The sequence below is a fragment of the Pseudobutyrivibrio sp. LB2011 genome (assembly GCF_000701765.1).
In the GTDB taxonomy this organism is placed as follows: Bacteria; Bacillota; Clostridia; order Lachnospirales; family Lachnospiraceae; genus Pseudobutyrivibrio; species Pseudobutyrivibrio ruminis.
Map to the genome: position 1 here is coordinate 686,015 of NZ_JNJS01000001.1, position 19,503 is coordinate 705,517.

The 19,503-nt window shown below is 38.1% G+C and carries 19 protein-coding genes; 1 reads left to right on the forward strand and 18 read right to left on the reverse strand.

The genetic code is table 11. From position 1 onward, the window contains the following. Positions 1 to 4 precede the first annotated feature (4 nt). The 7 genes from T375_RS03185 to mtaB all read right to left on the reverse strand — a co-directional run bounded on the left by T375_RS03185 (position 5) and on the right by mtaB (position 5,939). Positions 5 to 1,231, reverse strand: coding sequence for a peptidase U32 family protein (locus T375_RS03185; RefSeq protein ID WP_044934700.1), 1,227 nt, complete (start codon positions 1,229 to 1,231; stop codon positions 5 to 7). Beyond that, a complete protein-coding gene (locus T375_RS03190; RefSeq protein WP_044934702.1) occupies positions 1,228 to 1,875 on the reverse strand; it encodes an O-methyltransferase in 648 nt (215 codons plus the stop codon). Before T375_RS03190 ends, T375_RS03185 begins: the two co-directional genes overlap by 4 nt. 1 nt (position 1,876) lies before the next feature. Beyond that, positions 1,877 to 3,553, reverse strand: a complete 1,677-nt coding sequence (locus T375_RS03195; RefSeq protein ID WP_044934705.1) for a ribonuclease J — start codon at positions 3,551 to 3,553, stop codon at positions 1,877 to 1,879. Positions 3,554 to 3,578: 25 nt separating this feature from the next. Beyond that, positions 3,579 to 3,842 carry a DUF1292 domain-containing protein gene (locus T375_RS03200; protein ID WP_044934707.1) on the reverse strand — a complete coding sequence of 88 codons (264 nt, stop codon included), beginning with the start codon at positions 3,840 to 3,842 and terminating at the stop codon, positions 3,579 to 3,581. Between the two features lie 8 nt (positions 3,843 to 3,850). Continuing rightward, positions 3,851 to 4,282, reverse strand: a complete 432-nt coding sequence (gene ruvX / locus T375_RS03205; protein WP_044934709.1) for a Holliday junction resolvase RuvX — start codon at positions 4,280 to 4,282, stop codon at positions 3,851 to 3,853. Next, positions 4,282 to 4,548: an IreB family regulatory phosphoprotein gene (locus T375_RS03210; protein ID WP_044934710.1), complete on the reverse strand. Its 267-nt coding sequence runs from the start codon at positions 4,546 to 4,548 to the stop codon at positions 4,282 to 4,284. The genes ruvX and T375_RS03210 overlap by 1 nt, the downstream gene beginning before the upstream one ends. A gap of 68 nt (positions 4,549 to 4,616) precedes the next feature. After that, complete coding sequence (gene mtaB, locus T375_RS03215) at positions 4,617 to 5,939, reverse strand: tRNA (N(6)-L-threonylcarbamoyladenosine(37)-C(2))-methylthiotransferase MtaB (protein WP_044934713.1); 1,323 nt, start codon at positions 5,937 to 5,939, stop codon at positions 4,617 to 4,619. Positions 5,940 to 6,050: 111 nt separating this feature from the next. Here mtaB and T375_RS03220 point away from each other — a divergent pair, with 111 nt between their 5' ends. Beyond that, positions 6,051 to 6,281, forward strand: a complete 231-nt coding sequence (locus tag T375_RS03220; protein ID WP_028243612.1) for an HPr family phosphocarrier protein — start codon at positions 6,051 to 6,053, stop codon at positions 6,279 to 6,281. A 60-nt stretch (positions 6,282 to 6,341) separates the two neighbouring features. Here the strand turns inward: T375_RS03220 and thiI are convergent, their stop codons facing one another. From thiI to T375_RS03275, 11 genes are all read right to left on the reverse strand, one after another. Beyond that, a complete protein-coding gene (thiI, locus tag T375_RS03225) occupies positions 6,342 to 7,523 on the reverse strand; it encodes a tRNA uracil 4-sulfurtransferase ThiI (protein ID WP_044934718.1) in 1,182 nt (393 codons plus the stop codon). Positions 7,524 to 7,546: 23 nt separating this feature from the next. After that, complete coding sequence (locus tag T375_RS03230) at positions 7,547 to 8,695, reverse strand: cysteine desulfurase family protein (protein WP_044934720.1); 1,149 nt, start codon at positions 8,693 to 8,695, stop codon at positions 7,547 to 7,549. Continuing rightward, the gene (locus T375_RS03235) at positions 8,692 to 9,432 is read right to left on the reverse strand and encodes an RsmE family RNA methyltransferase (RefSeq protein ID WP_044934722.1); all 741 of its coding nucleotides are present in this window, start codon (positions 9,430 to 9,432) and stop codon (positions 8,692 to 8,694) included. The genes T375_RS03230 and T375_RS03235 overlap by 4 nt, the downstream gene beginning before the upstream one ends. Before the next feature lie 4 nt (positions 9,433 to 9,436). Continuing rightward, positions 9,437 to 10,393, reverse strand: coding sequence for a 50S ribosomal protein L11 methyltransferase (prmA, locus tag T375_RS03240; protein WP_044935046.1), 957 nt, complete (start codon positions 10,391 to 10,393; stop codon positions 9,437 to 9,439). 48 nt (positions 10,394 to 10,441) lie between these two features. Beyond that, positions 10,442 to 11,296, reverse strand: a complete 855-nt coding sequence (locus tag T375_RS03245; RefSeq protein ID WP_044934725.1) for a DUF2225 domain-containing protein — start codon at positions 11,294 to 11,296, stop codon at positions 10,442 to 10,444. A 39-nt stretch (positions 11,297 to 11,335) separates the two neighbouring features. Further along, a complete protein-coding gene (locus T375_RS03250) occupies positions 11,336 to 13,006 on the reverse strand; it encodes a glutamine--tRNA ligase/YqeY domain fusion protein (RefSeq protein WP_044934728.1) in 1,671 nt (556 codons plus the stop codon). Between the two features lie 38 nt (positions 13,007 to 13,044). Next, on the reverse strand, positions 13,045 to 13,911 hold the full coding sequence (locus T375_RS03255; protein WP_044934730.1) for a hypothetical protein: 867 nt from the start codon (positions 13,909 to 13,911) through the stop codon (positions 13,045 to 13,047). Positions 13,912 to 14,012: 101 nt separating this feature from the next. Beyond that, a complete protein-coding gene (locus T375_RS03260) occupies positions 14,013 to 15,062 on the reverse strand; it encodes a galactose ABC transporter substrate-binding protein (RefSeq protein WP_044934731.1) in 1,050 nt (349 codons plus the stop codon). 9 nt (positions 15,063 to 15,071) lie between these two features. Next, positions 15,072 to 16,016 (reverse strand): substrate-binding domain-containing protein, encoded by a 945-nt coding sequence (locus T375_RS03265; protein WP_044934733.1) that lies wholly within the window; start codon positions 16,014 to 16,016, stop codon positions 15,072 to 15,074. Further along, positions 16,003 to 17,826, reverse strand: a complete 1,824-nt coding sequence (locus T375_RS03270; protein WP_044934734.1) for a sensor histidine kinase — start codon at positions 17,824 to 17,826, stop codon at positions 16,003 to 16,005. Before T375_RS03270 ends, T375_RS03265 begins: the two co-directional genes overlap by 14 nt. Next, positions 17,826 to 19,427, reverse strand: coding sequence for a response regulator (locus T375_RS03275; RefSeq protein ID WP_044934736.1), 1,602 nt, complete (start codon positions 19,425 to 19,427; stop codon positions 17,826 to 17,828). Before T375_RS03275 ends, T375_RS03270 begins: the two co-directional genes overlap by 1 nt. Positions 19,428 to 19,503 lie beyond the last annotated feature (76 nt).

Consider the following 19,503-nt stretch of genomic DNA (forward strand, 5'->3'; position numbering starts at 1 on the left):
TAACTTATGCTTCTTTTCTTCTTAAAATGTCGAACTCATCAGGAGTAACGCTAAGCTTAATGAAAAGCTTCTGCTTTGGATGTGGACATGACTCCATATCTTCTCCCTCTTCGTTTTTGATTCCAAGAACTTCTACCTCTATATTATCTCCATTTGGCTTCATAATTTCAATAGTTTCGCCAACTGAAAATTTATTACGCTGCTCAATCTCAAAGTATCCCTCTGAATTTAGCTTACCTGTAATACCAAGGTATGTATAACCTATATTATATGTGTTGTTATCATATATCTGTGATTCCTCAGATGGCTTGCCATAGAAGAATCCAGTAGTGAACTGACGATAAGTACATGCAGAAATCTGCTCCTTGTACCAATCAAGGTTTGCAAGATATTTTTCTTCGGATTCCTTGCAGTCATCAATAGCCTTGCGGTATGTACGTGCAACAGTTGCTACATAAAGAGCTGTCTTCATACGTCCTTCGATTTTAAAGCTATCGATACCAGAATCTAAAAGATCAGGAACATGCTCAATCATGCACAAATCTTTTGAATTAAAAATGTATGTACCACGCTCGTTTTCGTATACTGGGAGATACTCTCCTGGACGCTGCTCCTCAACTACTGCATACTTCCAACGACATGGATGTGTGCACTCGCCGTGATTAGCATCTCTACCTGTAAAGTAGTTTGAAAGAAGACATCTACCAGAATATGAAATGCACATAGCACCGTGAATAAATGTCTCGATTTCTAAGTCATCCGGAATATTTGCTCTGATTTCTTTGATTTCTTTAAGAGAGAGCTCTCTAGCTGAAACAACACGCTTTGCACCAAGTTCATACCAGAACTTATATGTACCATAATTTGTGTTGTTTGCCTGTGTGCTTATGTGGCGCTCGATATCTGGGCAGATTTCCTTTGCCAACATAAATACTGCAGGATCTGCAATAATAAGAGCATCCGGCTTAATCTCGTTAAGCTCTCTAAAATATTCTTTTACGCCTTCGAGGTCTTCGTTGTGAGCAAGGATATTCGATGTAACATAAACCTTTACACCATGCTCGTGAGCAAACTTGATACCCTCAATCATATCCTCTTTAGAAAAGTTTTTAGCCTTAGCACGAAGTCCATAAACTTCTCCACCAATATAAACTGCATCAGCTCCATATATTACAGCAACCTTAAGTACTTCAAGGCTGCTTGCTGGAACTAGTAATTCTGTTTCTCTCATTTTGTTCCTTTCACACTAATACTAACTCCATCCCCCAATGGCAAAATAGTTGTGTTAAATTCTCCATCATGGGTAAGTTCAAATAAGTAATCGCGCATACGTTTATGAATAGTACGATTACGTCTTGTGATTGCATATCTGGATTCGATTATATCGCCATCCTGAAGGACATTGTCTGTTACAACCACTCCTCCATCTCTGATGAGGCGCTTGATCTGAGGCCAGAAATTAATGTACTGACCTTTGGCTGCATCCATGAAAATAAAATCATATGGTCCTTCCAATGTAGGAAGAATCTCCATGGCATCACCTTCTAAAAGAGTTATTTGCCCATCCTTACCTGCTCTAACAAAATTGTTGTTTGCAATAGGAATGCGAGGCTCATAGTTTTCTATTGTGGTGATGACTGCATCCTCACCAGCCGTCTCTGCCATGAGGCAAGCTGAAAAGCCAACAGCCGCACCAACCTCAAGAATCTTCTTAGGCTGGTGAAGCTTTATAAGTGTCTGTAAAAGATTTATTGTCTCTGTGCGAATAATGGGCACATAAGTATCCAAAGCCTCTTTCCTGATTTCTGAAAGTACCGGGCTTAGCTCAGGATAAAGACTATTTAAGTATGTGGTATATCTTTCGTCTACAATCATTTTAAACTTCCATGATAATTGGAATAATCATAGGACGTCTCTGAGTCTCATGCCATACGAAATCAGAAAGATTGTCCCTGATATCTGCCTTAATCTTATTCCAATCTGTAATATTCTTCTCCTCAAGAACTTCCATAGTTTCTGTAAGGACTGCTCGAGCGCTTTCCATAAGGTCTTCTGAATCTCTAACATATACGAAACCACGGGATACAATATCAGGACCAGCTAATACTGTACCTGAAGCACTGTCAAGGGTAAGAACTACGATAATAATTCCATCCTCAGCAAGCTTTTGTCTATCTCTAAGAACGATGTTTCCAACATCACCAACACCGATACCATCAACCATGATAGCACCAGTGTGAACATGACCTGAAACCTTGGCATAATTGTCACCAAGCTCTAATACATCGCCTGAACGAATAATCTTGATATGGTCATGATCCCATCCTAAAGACTCTGCAATACGTGCCTGAGCTGTAAGGTGCTTGTATTCACCATGAACAGGAATAGCAAACTGTGGACGTACAAGAGAATAAATAAGCTTAATCTCCTCAGCACAAGCATGCCCTGAAACGTGTACATCCTGCATAACAATTTCTGCACCACGCATTGTCAAATCGTTAATTACATTTGAAACGGCCTTCTCATTTCCTGGAATTGGGTGAGAAGAAAATACAATCATATCTCCTGGCTTAATCTGAACCTTTTTATGAGTTCCATTGGCCATACGAGAAAGCGCCGCCATAGACTCGCCCTGAGAGCCTGTAGTAACAAGGACTACCTTTTCATCTGGGTAAGACTTAAGTGACTCAATATCGATAAGTGTATTGTCTGGAATCTGTAGGTATCCAAGCTTTGAAGCTGTCTCAATAGTGTTAACCATTGAGCGACCTTCTACACATACCTTACGTCCGTATTTATCTGCAGAGTTGATAATCTGCTGAACACGGTCAACATTTGATGCAAATGTAGCAATAATAATTCTAGATGAATCATTATCAGCAAAGATGGAATCGATAGTCTTTCCTACTGTCTTTTCAGACGCAGTAAAACCAGGGCGCTCAGCATTTGTAGAATCGCACATAAGCGCAAGTACACCCTTTTTACCGATTTCACCAAGGCGCTGTAAATCGATTGGATCACCATAAACAGGTGTGTAATCAACCTTAAAATCGCCTGTATGGACAACAATACCAGCTGGTGAATAAATCGCAAGTGCAGCCGCATCCTGAATACTATGATTTGTACGAATGAACTCTACTCTAAATTCACCTGCGTTGATATGTGTACCATATTTAACTACCTTACGCTTAACCTTAGTAAGCATTTTGTGCTCCTCAAGCTTGTGTTCAATCAAGCCGTTTGTGAGCTTTGTCGAATAAATAGGACAAACATTAAGATCCTTAAATACATAAGGAATAGCACCTATATGATCCTCGTGACCATGGGTGATAAAAAAGCCTTTAAGCTTGTCCTGGTTTTCCTTCAGATATGTTATATCTGGAATAACCAGATCTACGCCCAACATATCATCCTCAGGAAATGAAAGTCCGCAATCCACAACAATAATACTGTCTCCATACTCGAAAGCAGTAATATTCATGCCGATCTGCTCAAGACCTCCAAGTGGAATAATCTTTAGCCTTTCAGCCTTCTGTTCAGTTTTCTTCTTCAAAAATAAACCTCCTAATTGTAATCAATTAATAATCAATGTCAGCATCGTCGCCAACTAATTCTTCAAATAATTTTGCTACTGCATCAAACTCAACATCGTCCTCAACAACATCGTAAATAACTTCACCGTTGTCTTCTGATACCTCTTTGAGAATAAATGCATCAGCGTCTTCATTTTCATCCTGGCTGTCGCATACAAGAAGATATTTTACACCTGATAACTGTGTCTCTTCGATAACATATACTGGTAAATCTTCTCCGTCAGCTCCTGATAAAATAATCTGTTCCATAAAACTCCTTATTTATCTCGATGATTGTCGAGATAGTCCTGTAATATAATTGCAGCTGCAATTTGATCAATAAATTTCTTTCTGTCTTTTTTATCAACACCAGATTCTTCAAGAATCTCGTCTGCATACATGGTAGTGAGTCTCTCATCAATGAGGACTATAGGTATATCAACACGCTTTTCTAAAAGTTCCTTGAACTTAATAGTGTCTTCACATCGAAAGCCTTCGGTATCATCCATATTTAAAGGATAACCAAGTACGATTGTAGACACTTGATATTCATCGCATAATTCTTTGATACGAACTAAAGTATGACGTAGTTTACTAGCTCTATCACGAGTAATAGTTTCTAATTCCTGTGCAGTCAAAAGTAAGGGGTCACTAATCGCGACCCCTACTGTTTTGGTTCCATAATCTAGACCAAGAATTCTGCCACTCATTACTTGCTCCAACTCTCGTTGATGATGTATTCCTTGAGTAGCTCCTCTACAAGCTCATCACGCTCTACCTTCATAATAAGGCTTCGTGCATTGTTATGACTTGTGATATATGTAGGATCACCTGACATGATATATCCTACAATCTGGTTAACAGGATTGTAGCCTTTTTCCGATAATGCTCCATAAACCTGTTCTAAAACTTCTTTTACCCCAACAGGATTTTCTTTTTGAACTTTAAAATATTGTGTGTTACTTAAATCTGCCATATCTACCTCGTATTAATAAAAATATCCCACACTAAAAATCTATTACAATAATATTAATATACAAATGGCTAAATTTCAACAATCAAGTACTCATTATCTTTTGTGATGGAAACAGCTTTTGCCTTTAAAATTACATTTGATAATGATTCTCCGTTTGACTTAATAGCACATTTTATATATTCCTTTGAAAATCCTACGAAATAATTTTCACCATCAATCTGCGCTTCTTCTTCAAAAAGAATATCAAGCTCCTGACCAATGTGGTTTTGTCTGTAAGCTTTTGTCTGGATATTTCCCGCTTCGATGAGCTTAGCGCTTCTCTCTTTTTTGACTGCATTTATAATCTGATTTGGCATATTAGCAGCCTTTGTGCCAGCACGCTTTGAATACGCAAATACATGAAGCTCTGCAAATGCGATTTCATCAACATATGCAACAGTCTCATTAAACTCTTCTTCTGTTTCACCAGGAAAACCTACGATTATGTCAGTAGTGATTGCTGGATTTGAAAAATACTTTCTAAGGATGTTAACTCCTTTAGTATACTCCTCAATTGTGTATTTTCTGTTCATTCTTTTAAGAACTGTATCGCAACCTGACTGAAGAGAAAGATGAAAATGAGGACACATCTTTTCAAGGGCAGAAACTCTCTTTGCAAAATCTTCTGTCACTATCTGTGGCTCAAGTGAACCCATACGAATACGTTCAATTCCATCTATTTTATGAACAGCTTCAAGCAAATCAGCTAAGTCGTAATCCTTACCATTACCATAAGATGAAAGATGTATTCCTGTAACGACAACCTCTTTGTATCCAGCTTGAGCAAGGCCAGTAACTTCCTTGATTACGTCATCGATATCTCTACTTCTAATACGGCCTCTTGCAAAAGGAATGATGCAATAACTGCAGAATTGATTACAGCCGTCCTGCACCTTTACAAAAGCTCGTGTATGCTCAGAGTCCTTTTCGATAATCATATTTTCATATGCAACGTTGCCATCATTAATATCAACGCACTCAAGAATTGGACCTTCCAATGAATCACGTTTCTCGAAGAATTCATGAACCTTTGCTACCAATTCATTCTTTTTATTGTTGCCAAGAATAATATCCGCACCAAGCTCATCTGCAATATCTTTTCCAAAATTCTGTACATAACAGCCGGCAGCCACAACGCATGCATCTGGATTTAACTTTTTACATTTATGAATCATCTGACGAGATTTTCTGTCAGCAATATTCGTTACGGAACATGTATTTATTACGTAAACATCAGCGCTCTCATCAAATCCAACGATTGTAAAACCGTCCTTTTTGAGGAGTTCTTCCATCGCTTCAGTTTCATATGCATTAACCTTGCAACCAAGGTTATGTAAAGCAGCTTTTTTCATTAGATTAAAAACCTTTCTATTTTTGTTAAAAGTGCAATACTTTATTGACTTTTAGGTACCATTGTTTTAGTATAAATTTATATTTTAAAACTATTAGAGGAGGCAAGCAGGATGAAAACAGTTCAAATTTCTCTTAACTCAATCGACAAGGTTAAGTCATTCGTTAATACTATTTCACAGTTTGACTATGATTTTGATCTTGTTAGCGGACGTTATGTAATCGACGCCAAGTCTATCATGGGTATTTTCTCCCTTGATTTATCTAAGCCAATCGATCTTACTGTACACGCTGAGGGTGATGCAGAAGACGTAATGTCTACATTAAAGGATTACATCGTTTAATTCTTTAAATCAATGTGTTAAATATTATGAGCTTTGCTATATTAGCAAAGCTCATATTTTTTATCTAACTTTAATAACCTCAACTGTATCTATAGCCTGCTTCATAAGCTCATCTATCTTCTCATCGAGATTGTGCTCATGTTTTTCAATAGCCTCAAGCTTTGGCTTTGTAACAGGATGCTTTGCAACGAAAATTGTACAGCAATCCTCGTAAGGCAATATTGAAGTCTCATATGTATCGATTTTCTCTGAAATATCTACAATATCCTGCTTATCAAATGCAATAAGTGGTCTGTAAACTGGAAGTGTACATACAGCATTTGTGCAGTTTAATGACTGCATAGTCTGGCTGGCAACCTGTCCGATAGACTCGCCTGTAACAAGACCAAGGCAATCATTTTCCTTAGCAAAATGTTCAGCTATTCTCATCATGTAACGACGCATAATGATTGTAAGTTCTTCATGAGCACACTGCTGATAAATGTAAAGCTGGATATCTGTAAAGTTTACAATATGTAAATCAATTGGGCCTGAATACTTAGCAACAAGCTTTGCTAAATCTACTACCTTTTGCTTTGCCTGCTCTGAAGTGTAAGGTGGCGCATGGAAATATGTGGCTGAAAGTGTAACACCACGCTTTGCAATCATATATCCGGCAACTGGTGAATCAATACCGCCTGATAAGAGAAGCATTGCTTTACCTGCTGTACCAACTGGCATACCGCAAGGTCCAGGAATCTCTGTAGAATAGATAGCAATATTCTCTCTTACCTCTACGTAAATGATTCTGTCTGGATGATGAACATCAACATGCATCTCAGGAAAAGCATCAAGAAGTCTTGCCCCAATTTCAGCAGCAACTTCCATAGAAGTCATAGGATACTGCTTGTTTGCTCTTCTACCCATTACCTTGAATGAGAAATTCTTATCTGCAAATTCCTCATCAACATACTTTATAACAGCTTCCGCCATTTTATCGAAGCCTTCATCAGGTACTACAACTGTAGGACAAATAGCACTGATACCAAATACATGCTGTAAAGCAGCAACTGCATCATCATAATCGTATTCACCTTCTACAGAAACTAAAATACGACCGCTCTGCTTCTTAACCACAAAGTGCCCATCAACACCATAAAGTGCTCTTTTAATCTGATGAACTAAGGCATCCTCGAATACATAACGATTCTTGCCTTTGACACCAATCTCTGAATATTTAATCAAAAATGCTTGATATGTCATTAATAATCTCCTTTAGATTATATTTATAAAACCATCATAGGAACCAATTCAGTCATAGCCTTAATTGCTTCCTCAATTTCTTCCATTGTGTTTTCAGGACAGAAACTAAAACGAATAGTACGCTCCAGTAAATCCTTTTCCAAGCCAATAGATTTTAATGTCTCACTGATTGCAGGCTTATTAGATGAACATGCTGAACCAGCAGAAACATAAATGCCATAAGTATCCTGAAGAGCATTAAGCATAACCTGCGCTCTTGTACGATTTCCCTTTATAGAGACGCTAACAATCTGAGGCGCACTGTTTTCATCGTGATGTCCATTAACTGTAACACCGTCTATTGCAGTAAGACCTTCTATCAGTCTGAACTTCATTTCATACATGTGCTTTCTAGAAGCTTCGAGATTGTCATATGCTTCCTTCGTAGCAACACCAAGTGCAGCAATAGCTGGAACATTTTCTGTACCAGATCGCATGCCGTTTTCATGTCCTCCCCCAAGAATCTGAGGAACAACTCGTACTTTATCTTTGATATATATAAATCCAGAACCCTTTGGTCCATGAATCTTATGACCGCTAACTGTAAGAATATCCATTCCCATCTTCTTTGGAATAATATTCATTTTGCCGAATGCCTGAATAGCATCCACGTGAAAAATAATTTCTGGATTGGCAGCCTTGATAATTTTAGCAGCTTCTTCTATTGGCTGAAGACTACCAATTTCATTATTCACCATCATGATAGATACAAAAATTGTATCTGGTCTGATTGCAGCCTTGAGCTCCTCTAAATCGATAACACCATATTCGTCAGTACCAAGATAAGTAACATCAAAGCCTTGCTTTTCAAGGGCTTTAACAGGATTCAAAACACTTGCGTGCTCAATCTTTGTAGTAATGATATGATTACCAAGACGCTTTCTTGCCTCTACGCCACCTTTAATAGCAAGATTATTTCCTTCTGTACCACCTGAGGTAAAATAGATTTCCTTAGGCTGGCACTTTAAAATACCGGCAATAATCTCTCTGGATGTTTTGAGGTAATCCTTTCCTTTGTAACCCATGTTGTGCAAAGATGAAGGATTTCCAAAGTTTACCTGCAATGCTTCCTGCATTATTTTAAGCGCACCATCAGAACATCTAGTGGTGGCTGAATTATCAAAGTATATCATTGTAGTTCTAATTCCTCGCTTTTTAGCATTAACATACTGAGTGAACAAATCGCTGCAGTTTCAGTTCTAAGTATTCTTCTACCTAAAGATATAAGCTTGCATTTGTCTTTTACAAGCTCAATTTCGGATTCATCAAATCCACCTTCAGGCCCAATAAATATACCAACACTCTGCCCCTTTTGCAATCCATTTATAACGTCATAAGTATCTTTCATGCCATTTTTGCTTTCGTAAGGAAGCAAAAGCAAATCAAGATTTGCTGCGTATTCCATAGCTTCCTTGAAAGAAAGGACATCATGAATAGCAGGCACAATTGAACGTTTTGATTGTTTGGCTGCTGTAAGGGCAACAGTCTGATATCGTGAAAGCTTATTCTTTTTCTTTTTATCATCAAGCTTTACTATACAGTTTTTCATCTGAACAGGAATGATTTCGTATACTCCAAGCTCTACTGTCTTTTCAATGATAGTTTCCATTTTATCCCCTTTAGGAATGGCCTGGAAAAGATAAATCTTGTTTGAAAGTTCAGTAGAGTTGACCTGCTCATTGACATCGACTAAAAGCTCTTTATCCAAAATGTCGCTAACTGCACAAAGGTAATTATTGCCAGCTGCAGTAGAAACTCGGATGATTTCGCCCTTTTTAATGCGTACAACACGCACCAGATGATGCATATCAGCACCTGTGACAGTAAATCTTCCTTCTATTGGCTCTTCATTAACAAATATTTGCTGCATATTTTTATTTACGAGCGGTAATATTTACCCACTCACCCTGATAATTAATCTCTACTATAGTAAGTCCAACTGCCTCAAGAGCCTCTTTTACTTCATTTTCCTTGAAATTGATAATTCCAGAAGAAATAAAGTAAGCTCCCTTCTTTAATGTTGGATAAATGGCTGGAGCCATACCAATAATGATGTCTGCCAAAATATTAGCAACAACTACATCATATTTTTCATAGCCCACTTTATCCTGTAAATCCTTGTCCTCAGTAAGATTTCCAACAAAGAAATCTCCTGCGTCCTTGGAAATATGATTTACTTCGAAATTCTCATAGGTAGACTCGATACAATCCTCATCGATATCTGTACCAACGATATGGCACTTACCATCTAAAAGCTTATTAGCAATGATAGAAAGAATACCGCTACCGCATCCTATATCAAGAATCTCGTCACCCTCCTTAAGGTATTTCTTAAGCTGTCTGATGCAAAGCTGAGTAGTCTCGTGCTTTCCTGTTCCAAAAGAAACGCCAGGATCAATTTCAACAACCAGATTGTCCTTTGCATCTGCTGGAATTTCCTCCCATGTAGGCTTAATAAGAATATCTTCGATATAGAAGGCCTTGAAGAATTCCTTCCAATTGTTAACCCAATCTTCCTGCTTTGTAATAGATGTATCGATTGTTCCTTCACCGATATCCATCATATCCTTAAGCTCTGCTAAGCCAGCCTTTACCTCGGAAAGCTTTGACTCATGATCCTCATCCTCTCCTAAATAAAAGCATACTCGAGATGTACCATCATCATCTGGTAAATCAGGCTGAAGCTCTTTGAATTCTCCGCCCTGCTTTTCTCCAGAAACTGGTACATTATTTTCTATTTCAATAGAGACAATATCTAGTTCCATCAGCATTGCGCTAACAAAATCCTCTGCCTCTGTTGTTGTATTTATAGAATATTTAATCCAATTCATAATTACCTCAAAAAAACACATATCAGAATAATCTGATATGTGTCAATTCTACTTTGCTCCTTGTTTTGCAACAATATCTTCCTTAAGCTCTAAGCACTTATCCTTAAGCTTTCTGGAAGTACTAGGTGACTGAATAAGTCTTGCGATAAGCTTCATAGCTGCATCGTATTTTTTATAGTGAACTGACATATTAGCAAGCATATATTCAACTGCCTCTGATGCCATTCCGCAATATGGAGGAGTTTCTGATGAAACAGCCTTCATAAAGCCTTCATATGCCTGTGAGTAGAAACCTTCGTATTCTTTTTGAATCATATCTACAATCTTTGGATCAGCATCCTTGTTTCCCTCAAGCTCTTTAAGCTGTGCTCTACGAAGCCATGCTATCTTAAGGCAAACGTAAGCTTTTTCAGACATCTTTGCACGCTTTTTCATTGTACAAATCAATGCAAGCTTAAACTTTTCGATTGAATATTCATATGAATATGTCTCAGGAAGTGCTGTCTCCTTCTGTGGCTTAAAGCTTGGGCAGAATTCAGCTCTGATAAGCTTAACACGGGCTGTGTCAATCTTAGCAAATGTAGTATCAAGAGCAGAATAACCACAGTTTGGACATGACATAAAGTCGTATTTGCATTTGTCAACATGCTCGTAATTAGGTCTTAAATCGAAATCAGGCTCTAATCTCTTAAGCTTTGTAGCAAGTACAGCCTTGATAGGAAAATCCTTATCGCAAACTGGACATCTAACCTTTTTATCAATGATAAAATCCTTCTCAGTTTTAACGACAGGCGCTGCTGCTGTCTTTTGCGCAGCATCCTTCTTTGGCTTGTCATCCGCCAAAATATCAAGCTCTCCGTCCATAGAGAAGCCAAATTTTTCCATTCCAGATAATAAATTCATTTTGCAATCCTTTTCTAAATAGATTACTAAATCTATAACTTAGTTATTTGTAGGCAATTTAAATGAGCTCTTTAAAGAAACAATTCTATTAAACACTAATGCATCTGGCTTTGAGTCCTTAGAATCAACGCAGAAGAAGCCTTGTCTAACAAATTGGAAACTATCATAAGCCTTGGCATCCTTAAGGGATGGCTCAACAAGACAATCTTTAAGAACTGTAAGTGAGTTTGGATTAAGATTTAAACTACCATCCTCATTATACACTCCTTTTTCTTCATCTACAATGTTTTCATAGAGACGAACCTCTGCCTTAAGTGCTGTCTTAGCAGCTACCCAGTGAATTGTTCCCTTAACCTTACGTCCATCAGGTGCATCTCCACCCTTTGTAGCTGGGTCGTATGTACAGTGAATGCAAGTAACCTTGCCGTTTTCATCTGTTTCATAGCTTGTGCATGTAACAAAGTATGCATTCATTAAACGTACTTCGTTGCCTGGGTAAAGTCTAAAATACTTCTTAGGAGGCTCAATCATGAAGTCCTCTCTATCGATGTATAATTCCTTACCAAATGGAACCTGTCTGCTTCCAAGCTCAGGATTCTCTAAGTTATTTGGAGCATCAAGCCATTCAACATCATCGCTCTCGTAATTATCAATAACAAGCTTAACTGGATCAAGAACAGCCATAACACGGCCACGGCTAGTCTTTAAGTCTTCTCTGATGCAGTACTCAAGCATTGCATAATCAGATGAAGAATTAGCCTTTGAAACACCAGAAAGCTCAACAAATTTTCTGATTGATGAAGGTGTAAAACCACGACGTCTAAGAGCTGCAATTGATACAAGACGTGGATCATCCCAACCGTCTACAATTCCATCCTCAACAAGCTTTTTGATATATCTCTTTCCTGTAACAACGTTTGTAAGATACATCTTTGCAAACTCAATCTGACGTGGTGGATTTGGGAAGCCTGCTGATTTAACAACCCAATCATAAAGAGGTCTGTGGTCCTCAAACTCTAATGTACAGATTGAATGTGTGATACCTTCAAATGCATCCTCAAGTGGATGAGCAAAATCGTACATTGGGTAGATGCACCACTTATCACCTGTGTTGTGATGTGTCATGTGAGCAACTCTGTAGAGAATTGGATCTCTCATATTGATGTTAGGTGAAGCCATATCGATTTTAGCTCTAAGTGTATGGCTACCATCCTCATACTTGCCAGCCTTCATGTCTTCGAACATAGCAAGGTTTTCCTCGATAGAACGGTTTCTATTTGGATCTTCCTTACCTGGATGCTCGAAGTCACCACGGTACTCTCTCATCTCATCAGCTGTAAGATCAGAAACATAAGCAAGACCTTTTTTGATAAGGTCAACTGCTACTTCATACATTCTATCAAAGTAGTTTGAAGCGAAATAGAGATGCTCTCCCCAATCAGCTCCTAACCACTGAATATCCGCCTTAATTGAATCAACGAACTCAACCTTTTCCTTTGTAGGGTTTGTGTCGTCGAATCTCATGTGGAACTCACCGTTGTACTTCTCAGCGAGACCATAGTTTAAAATGATTGACTTTGCATGGCCAATGTGTAAGTAACCATTTGGCTCAGGTGGGAAACGTGTACAAACATGGTCGTAAACGCCCTCCTTTAAATCCTTGTCAATTTCAAGCTCGATAAAATTTTTGCTAACTACTTCTTCACTCATTATCTATTTATTGTCCCTTCAATAATTATATTTTAGATTTATCTAATGTGATTGTGTGTAAACAAATGATCACTGCAATATTCATAATTACCATTACATTTACTGCAGAATCTGAACTCCAAACCTGGGTTTGTAAGCTCTGTGCGCCCGCACACAGCACATTTATGTCTCGCGATAGGTGTGCCATCACGGTACTGAGTACGTGGTGGTGTCGCCTGTCGTTTAAACTCGTTTCGTCTATGAATATCCTTTGGATTGAATCTAGCCATATTTCTAGTCATCAGGAAGAAGATGAAGAAATTAAGGAGTGATGCAATCACTGGTACGGCAGCAAAAAATGCACCGGCCATACAGTATCTAAATACTTCATATCCAATAATAACAAGGTAGAATATGGACATCCATTTCATCTTGATTGGAATGATAAAATACAAAAGTACCTGCATATCTGGGAAACATGTAGAAAATGCAAGGAAAATTGAAAGATTAATGTAGTAAGTGCTGGTAATCTGTCCAATATATCCTACAGGTAATGCTCCGCCATAAATAAAGTATGTAATGAACGCTCCAAGAAGGGTGAAAATCATACCGCCAAAAATATATACATTAAAACGAAAAGCACCCCAAGTGCGCTCAAGTGTCTGTCCCAATTGATAATAAAGCATAAACATGATAATTGCCCATATAATGCTAGTATCAGGTGGAATAATAACCCATGAAATAATTCTCCAGATTTGTCCATGGAGAATGTAATATGGCTCCAAGGTAAGATAATTCAGATAAGGTACCCCGGTAAATCTCTGGCCAAAGGATAATAAGTATCCGATGGCATATCCGCCAAGCAAATATACTATTAAATTATTAATGGCATATCGGCCAAATTTCTTCTCTAATTTGTCTAACAAAGTAAAACCTCCAAGTAAAAAACGACATAAATATAGACTTTAAAGATTATACCTCTTTAAAGCCTATGTTATCAACTAGATTTTTCGAATTAATAGTAATATCACTGGGAATCAGTATACTCCGAAACATTAGTATTATCTATACGTTCATATGAAACATAATAATATTTTCCATCCACCATTTGAATATCTTCCGGAGGTCTTCCATCCATTGCAATCCCTACAGCTAATTCAGCTATAATTCTTCCTTTTTCCTGGGCGTTATTCAAAGCGGTACCTTCAATTTTGCCCTCAGCAATGTCTGCGAGAACCTCTTCCTGACCATTAACCCCAACAATCAAAGGATCATTTTGCACTCCAAATTCAGTCAATGCATCTAAAGCTCCAAGAGCCATATTGTCATCATTTGCAAGGACCAGCTCAATTTGCCGAGGATATCCCGCAAGCAAAGATGTCATTTTTGTCTGTGCCTGTTTCCTATCCCAGTTTGCTATTTCGTCTCCCAGCATTTCCATCTCGTATCCCGCATCTTTTATCGTTTCCACAGAAACGCGGCTTCTAAGAATAGCATCCTGATGTCCAGCCTCTCCCTCTAATAATACATACTGAATAATGCCATCATCATTAACATCAATCTCATCGAAGCGCTCATCCAATGCATCAATAACAATCTGCCCCTGGATCTGGCCACTGTCCTCTGGTCTGGCGCCAACATAATAAAGCTTGTTAAATCGTTTCAAATCGTCTTCTACAAGCTCACGGTTAAAGAAAATAATTGGAACATCGGCTGATTTAGCAGCCTCAATAATTACAGAAGGGTCTGTTCTATCAACCAGGTTCACACATATGACGTCATAGTTTTTGTCAATAAAATCAATAACCTGGTCATTCTGCACCAATTGATTCTTGCCGGAATATACAACGGTACTTTCAACTTCAATATCATTTTCCGTACCATATAGTGCTAGATAATCCTCGATATTATGCCTGATTTCTTCTGTAAAAGGATCATACTGATTGTACATAGTAATCCCAACCCTGATCACCCGAGGTTCAGTACTTTCCTTGGATTGAACCATATGGTAGCCGCCAAATAAACATGCGGCCACAGCAATTGCTATTCCAAATACAAACAACCTTCTCTTATTCATTACATCCTCTTATTTAACAAATGGAAATAGAATTTTTTCATACTCCTCTGAATAAATCTGCTCTTTATTAATTATGTAATAAAGAGGAACGCCTTCATCTGAAACCTTATCTCCATTATCAAGTACAGCCTTCACTGCCAAATATCCCATTGTATAATCGTCCTTACAAGCAAGTGCCTGAATAGAACCGCTATCAAGGTAATAAACTGCAGCCTGTCTGTCATCAACTCCATAAATTGCAAAGCCAGATTTTTGATCAATCCCCAATGACATTGCACAATCAAGCACATTGGCGTCCAGCAAAATCATTCCGCTATACAATCCAGATCTGTAAATGTTGTAAATATGGTTTATCAGAGAACTGTCATCCATAGTAACAAGTTCCCTTTTCAAATAGACATCTGAGCCCTCTAATGATTCCTCCAGTCCTTTGATAAAATTAATGTTATTTACAGAATCAGAGCTATACATAACATACAAGGAACCTGAAAAACCATCGTCGATTATATATTTACCGTAATCTTTTCCCATAGAATAGTCATCAGCAATGATTGAATATTTATCTTCACCACAGCTACCATTCTTTACAAATCTGACTTTGCTTTTCAGACCTTGTTCTTTTATATAGTCGCAGAGCTCATCATAGTAGCCAGATGCCACATAAACATATTCAGCCCCCTCGTATATCTGTCTATTGATTAGCTCAATTTCGCCTTCCACTCCAGCAGATACGGGGCTATTCAAAAAAGTAACCTGACACTTGTTGTCCAGTGCAGCAGTTTCAGCACCAGATTTTAATGTTTCCCAGTCGTCCAGATTGTCTCCTGTAACAACAAATGAAATACGCTCATCCTCCCCCTCAAATACGCTAGAGTTGGCGTAAACATAAAACTCAACAATAATCAATAGGATAAGCACAAGGAACATGCCAATAAAGAATCTATTTCTTCTCATTTCCTTCACCTCCCATATATTCCTGGTAAGAAATCTTTGGCAAATGAATTATGGCAGTGGTTCCTACATCCAATTCGCTTTCAATTTTCAGTCCATAGTCCTCCTTAAAATACAGGTTGATGCGCTGATTGATATTCCACAATCCGATACCAGAGCCTTTGCCTTGAGATTTGCCCTTTTCCTTAAGCAAATCCTTCAGTTTCTCCGGAGGAATTCCCATTCCATTATCCTTAACCTCGATATAAATATCTCCGTCTTTTTCATAGCCCTTTATATCGATTACGCCTTCATCATACAAATCCCCCACAGCATGATAAATGGCATTTTCGATAAGAGGCTGAATAATAAGCTTGATAGTAATGCAATCCTCTATCCCAGGATCAACGTCGATATTGGCTTCAAATTTATTTTTATAGCGCACCTTCTGGATGGCTAAATAATTCTTTGCATGGGTAATCTCATCTCTGATTGTAATGATGTTGTTGCCCTTGCTAAGACTGATTCTAAACAGTGATGCCAGGCTTGTAATCATAGAAATAGCCTCTGGATATTTCTCCGATTCAATCATCCAAACAACGGAATCCAAGGTATTATAAAGGAAATGTGGATTTATCTGAGCCTGCAGGGCATTCAATTCGGATTTACGTTTTTCTTTTTGCTCCGCAACGCTTTCTTCCATCATTGTCCTCATCTGTACTACCAAAGATTTTATGGTGCGGCCCAAATGCCTGATTTCGTGAGTACCACCAATAAAAATCACATCTTCATCAAGCATACCTGCATCAATAACGCCAATAGAATCCTCAAGCTTCTTTATTGGATCAGTAACCACTCTTGCAATAAAAAGGTTTCCAAAAAGAATCATAAAAATAGTTATTGTAAGAATAATAAGCATGAATACACGCAGCTGGAAGCTTTCACCTATCAGCTCCTTAACAGGTGTTACTGATACTATTTTCCAACCTGTATAGCCTACCGTTTTTACGATAACCGCTCTTTCATTTCCTTCAAATGTCTCGATATAATTTCCATCATCATAGCCAGCTGCCACAATATTGTTTTCCTTAGCAAGACCTGAGTATAATGCCTTTTGAGCAGGATGATAGATAATCTCTCCATTTGAATCTATCAGATAGACATAGCCCTCACCAGACTCATTGGCCATCATAAACATCTGCTCTATTGCAGAATAGTTCATGTCTACCAAAAGGATTCCTCGCCTGATGTAACCCATGTAATTTAAATCGATGCTACGGGTAAGAGAAACTACCCAATAATATCGATAATTATCGCTTTCAAACATGTTTTGTACATGTGGCGCAGAAAAATGAAAATTCTCCACTTTCTCTTCTTCAGTATCGCTAAACCAGGACTGCTCCGTAAAATCCACCCCAGTTTTTCTGGTGGCGATTGGCGCTGCAGAAATCAATGCTCCATCCTGAGAAATGCAGGCGATGCTGATAAGATCATCCTTATTCGCCTCGTACAGGATATCCATTTCTTTAGTCATACTATCGCTAGTCAAATCCAGATTTTTGATTACGCTGTAGTACATACTATTTGAAACGCCCATCATATTACGTAAATACGAATTAAGATTCCAGCTTATCTGCTCTACTATCTTCTCATCGTTATCAATAGCATTCTGTCTGGATGTATTGATATAGTTTGTATAAAAGGCCATGGCCATAAAGCTCATACTGATTATGGCAACCAGCGTGAAAGAAATAGAAATAACAAGCTGAATGCTTCTTCGCTTGGAAGCACGACGCAATCTATGAAATTGATTTTGAAAATCAAAAAGTTTCATTAGCTTTCCCTTTGCTGTCTATACTTTGATGGTGATATGCCATAAGCCTTTTTAAATACATAGCTGAAATAATTTGGCTCATCGTAGCCTACAAGACCAGCAATTACATAGGCCTTTTCATCTGTAGTTTCAAGCAGCTCCACTGCCTTTTTCAACCTAATATCAGTTAGATATGATACAAAGCTTTCTCCTGTGTTTTTCTTAAATACAGCAGAAAAATAATTAGCGCTTACATTAAGATTTGAGCAAACTTTATCTACCGACAAATCTGAATCCTTAAAATGCTCCTTAATATATTCCTTAGCTTTATCTACAAGCACTTCCGTAGAGTCCATTCGACTCTTTTTGATTTCCTTTTGGATGAAGAAGCACTTATCTAAAAACCACTTTTCTACTTCCTGTATTGAATCGATGTTGTCCAAAAACTCAAAAATATCTCCATCATTACCATCAATTGATGAGCCTGAAATATCATAATTCTTTGCAAGCTTAAGGACCTCAAAATAAGCCTCCAAAATAGAAATCTTCATCTGGTACAAGCCAATTCCTTTTTCACTAAAGTTAGAAAAGAATTCATGAATAGCTCCATTCAATTCATCAGTAGAGCCAATCTTGATAAGCTTAAGTATCGTATTTACGTTATCATTTTCAAACAGATTGATTTCTGTCTTATCCGGTTCCACATCCATAATTGAAAATGCCTGGTTTTCATCGAAAAGCTTTCTATAGGCAGTAGCCTCCCTGGCTGATTTGAATGAACTAAACAAATCCTTTAAATCGTTAACCATTGTTCCTACACCTGCAGTAGTAGGCACCTCTATAAGCTTGGCTGATAGCTTACAAATCATATCCAGATTAGATACAAACTCCTCGTACTCATCTTCTTTCTCAAAGCAGCCCAGCACAATAACATTGCCCAGGTAATTTAAGCAATGATAATTTCCATAATCCTTTAATGTTTCCTTTGCAAGCTGATTCAAAGAAACAGAAAAAAGTTTTCTATCGGTTGTATTAAATTGTTCACTGTTTTCAAAGGATAATTTGATTATGCCGACGGCATAGAAATTCCCCTTAATATCTTCTCCGTAATCAGACGCTATCTCAGCTATCCTATCGACCTCAATATGCCCCTCAATAAGGCCAATAAAAAACTGCTCCCTAAAAAATGGGAAGCTCTCCTGATAGTATTTTTCAAGATTTTGAAGATTGCGCCTCTTGTCAAACTCCTCGTCCAAGGTGTGTTTAAGACGAGTAAAAATAGAATGCAACTCATCTGCATCAATCGGCTTTAAAATGTATTCCTCTGCTGATAGCTCGATTGCTTCCTTGGCATACTCAAACTCATCATAGCCAGAGAAAATAACGAATTTCGTTGCAGGAAGCTCCGCCTTTAACTGCTTTGAAAACTCCAGTCCATTCATGAAAGGCATGTTAATGTCAGTCATAACCACATCCGGCTGAGCCTCAAGTGCTCTCTCCAAAGCATCCTGACCATTTTCAGCTGTGGCAACCACATTAAACCCCAAATCCTGCCAATTAATCTTTTTTTCGATGGCGATGCGGACTTCCTCCTCATCATCAACTAACATAACATTATACATAAAAACCTCTCCCTATAAATAACGACCCCCATCGTTATCTATGATTATAACAAAAAAGGATGCCCTAGGGCATCCC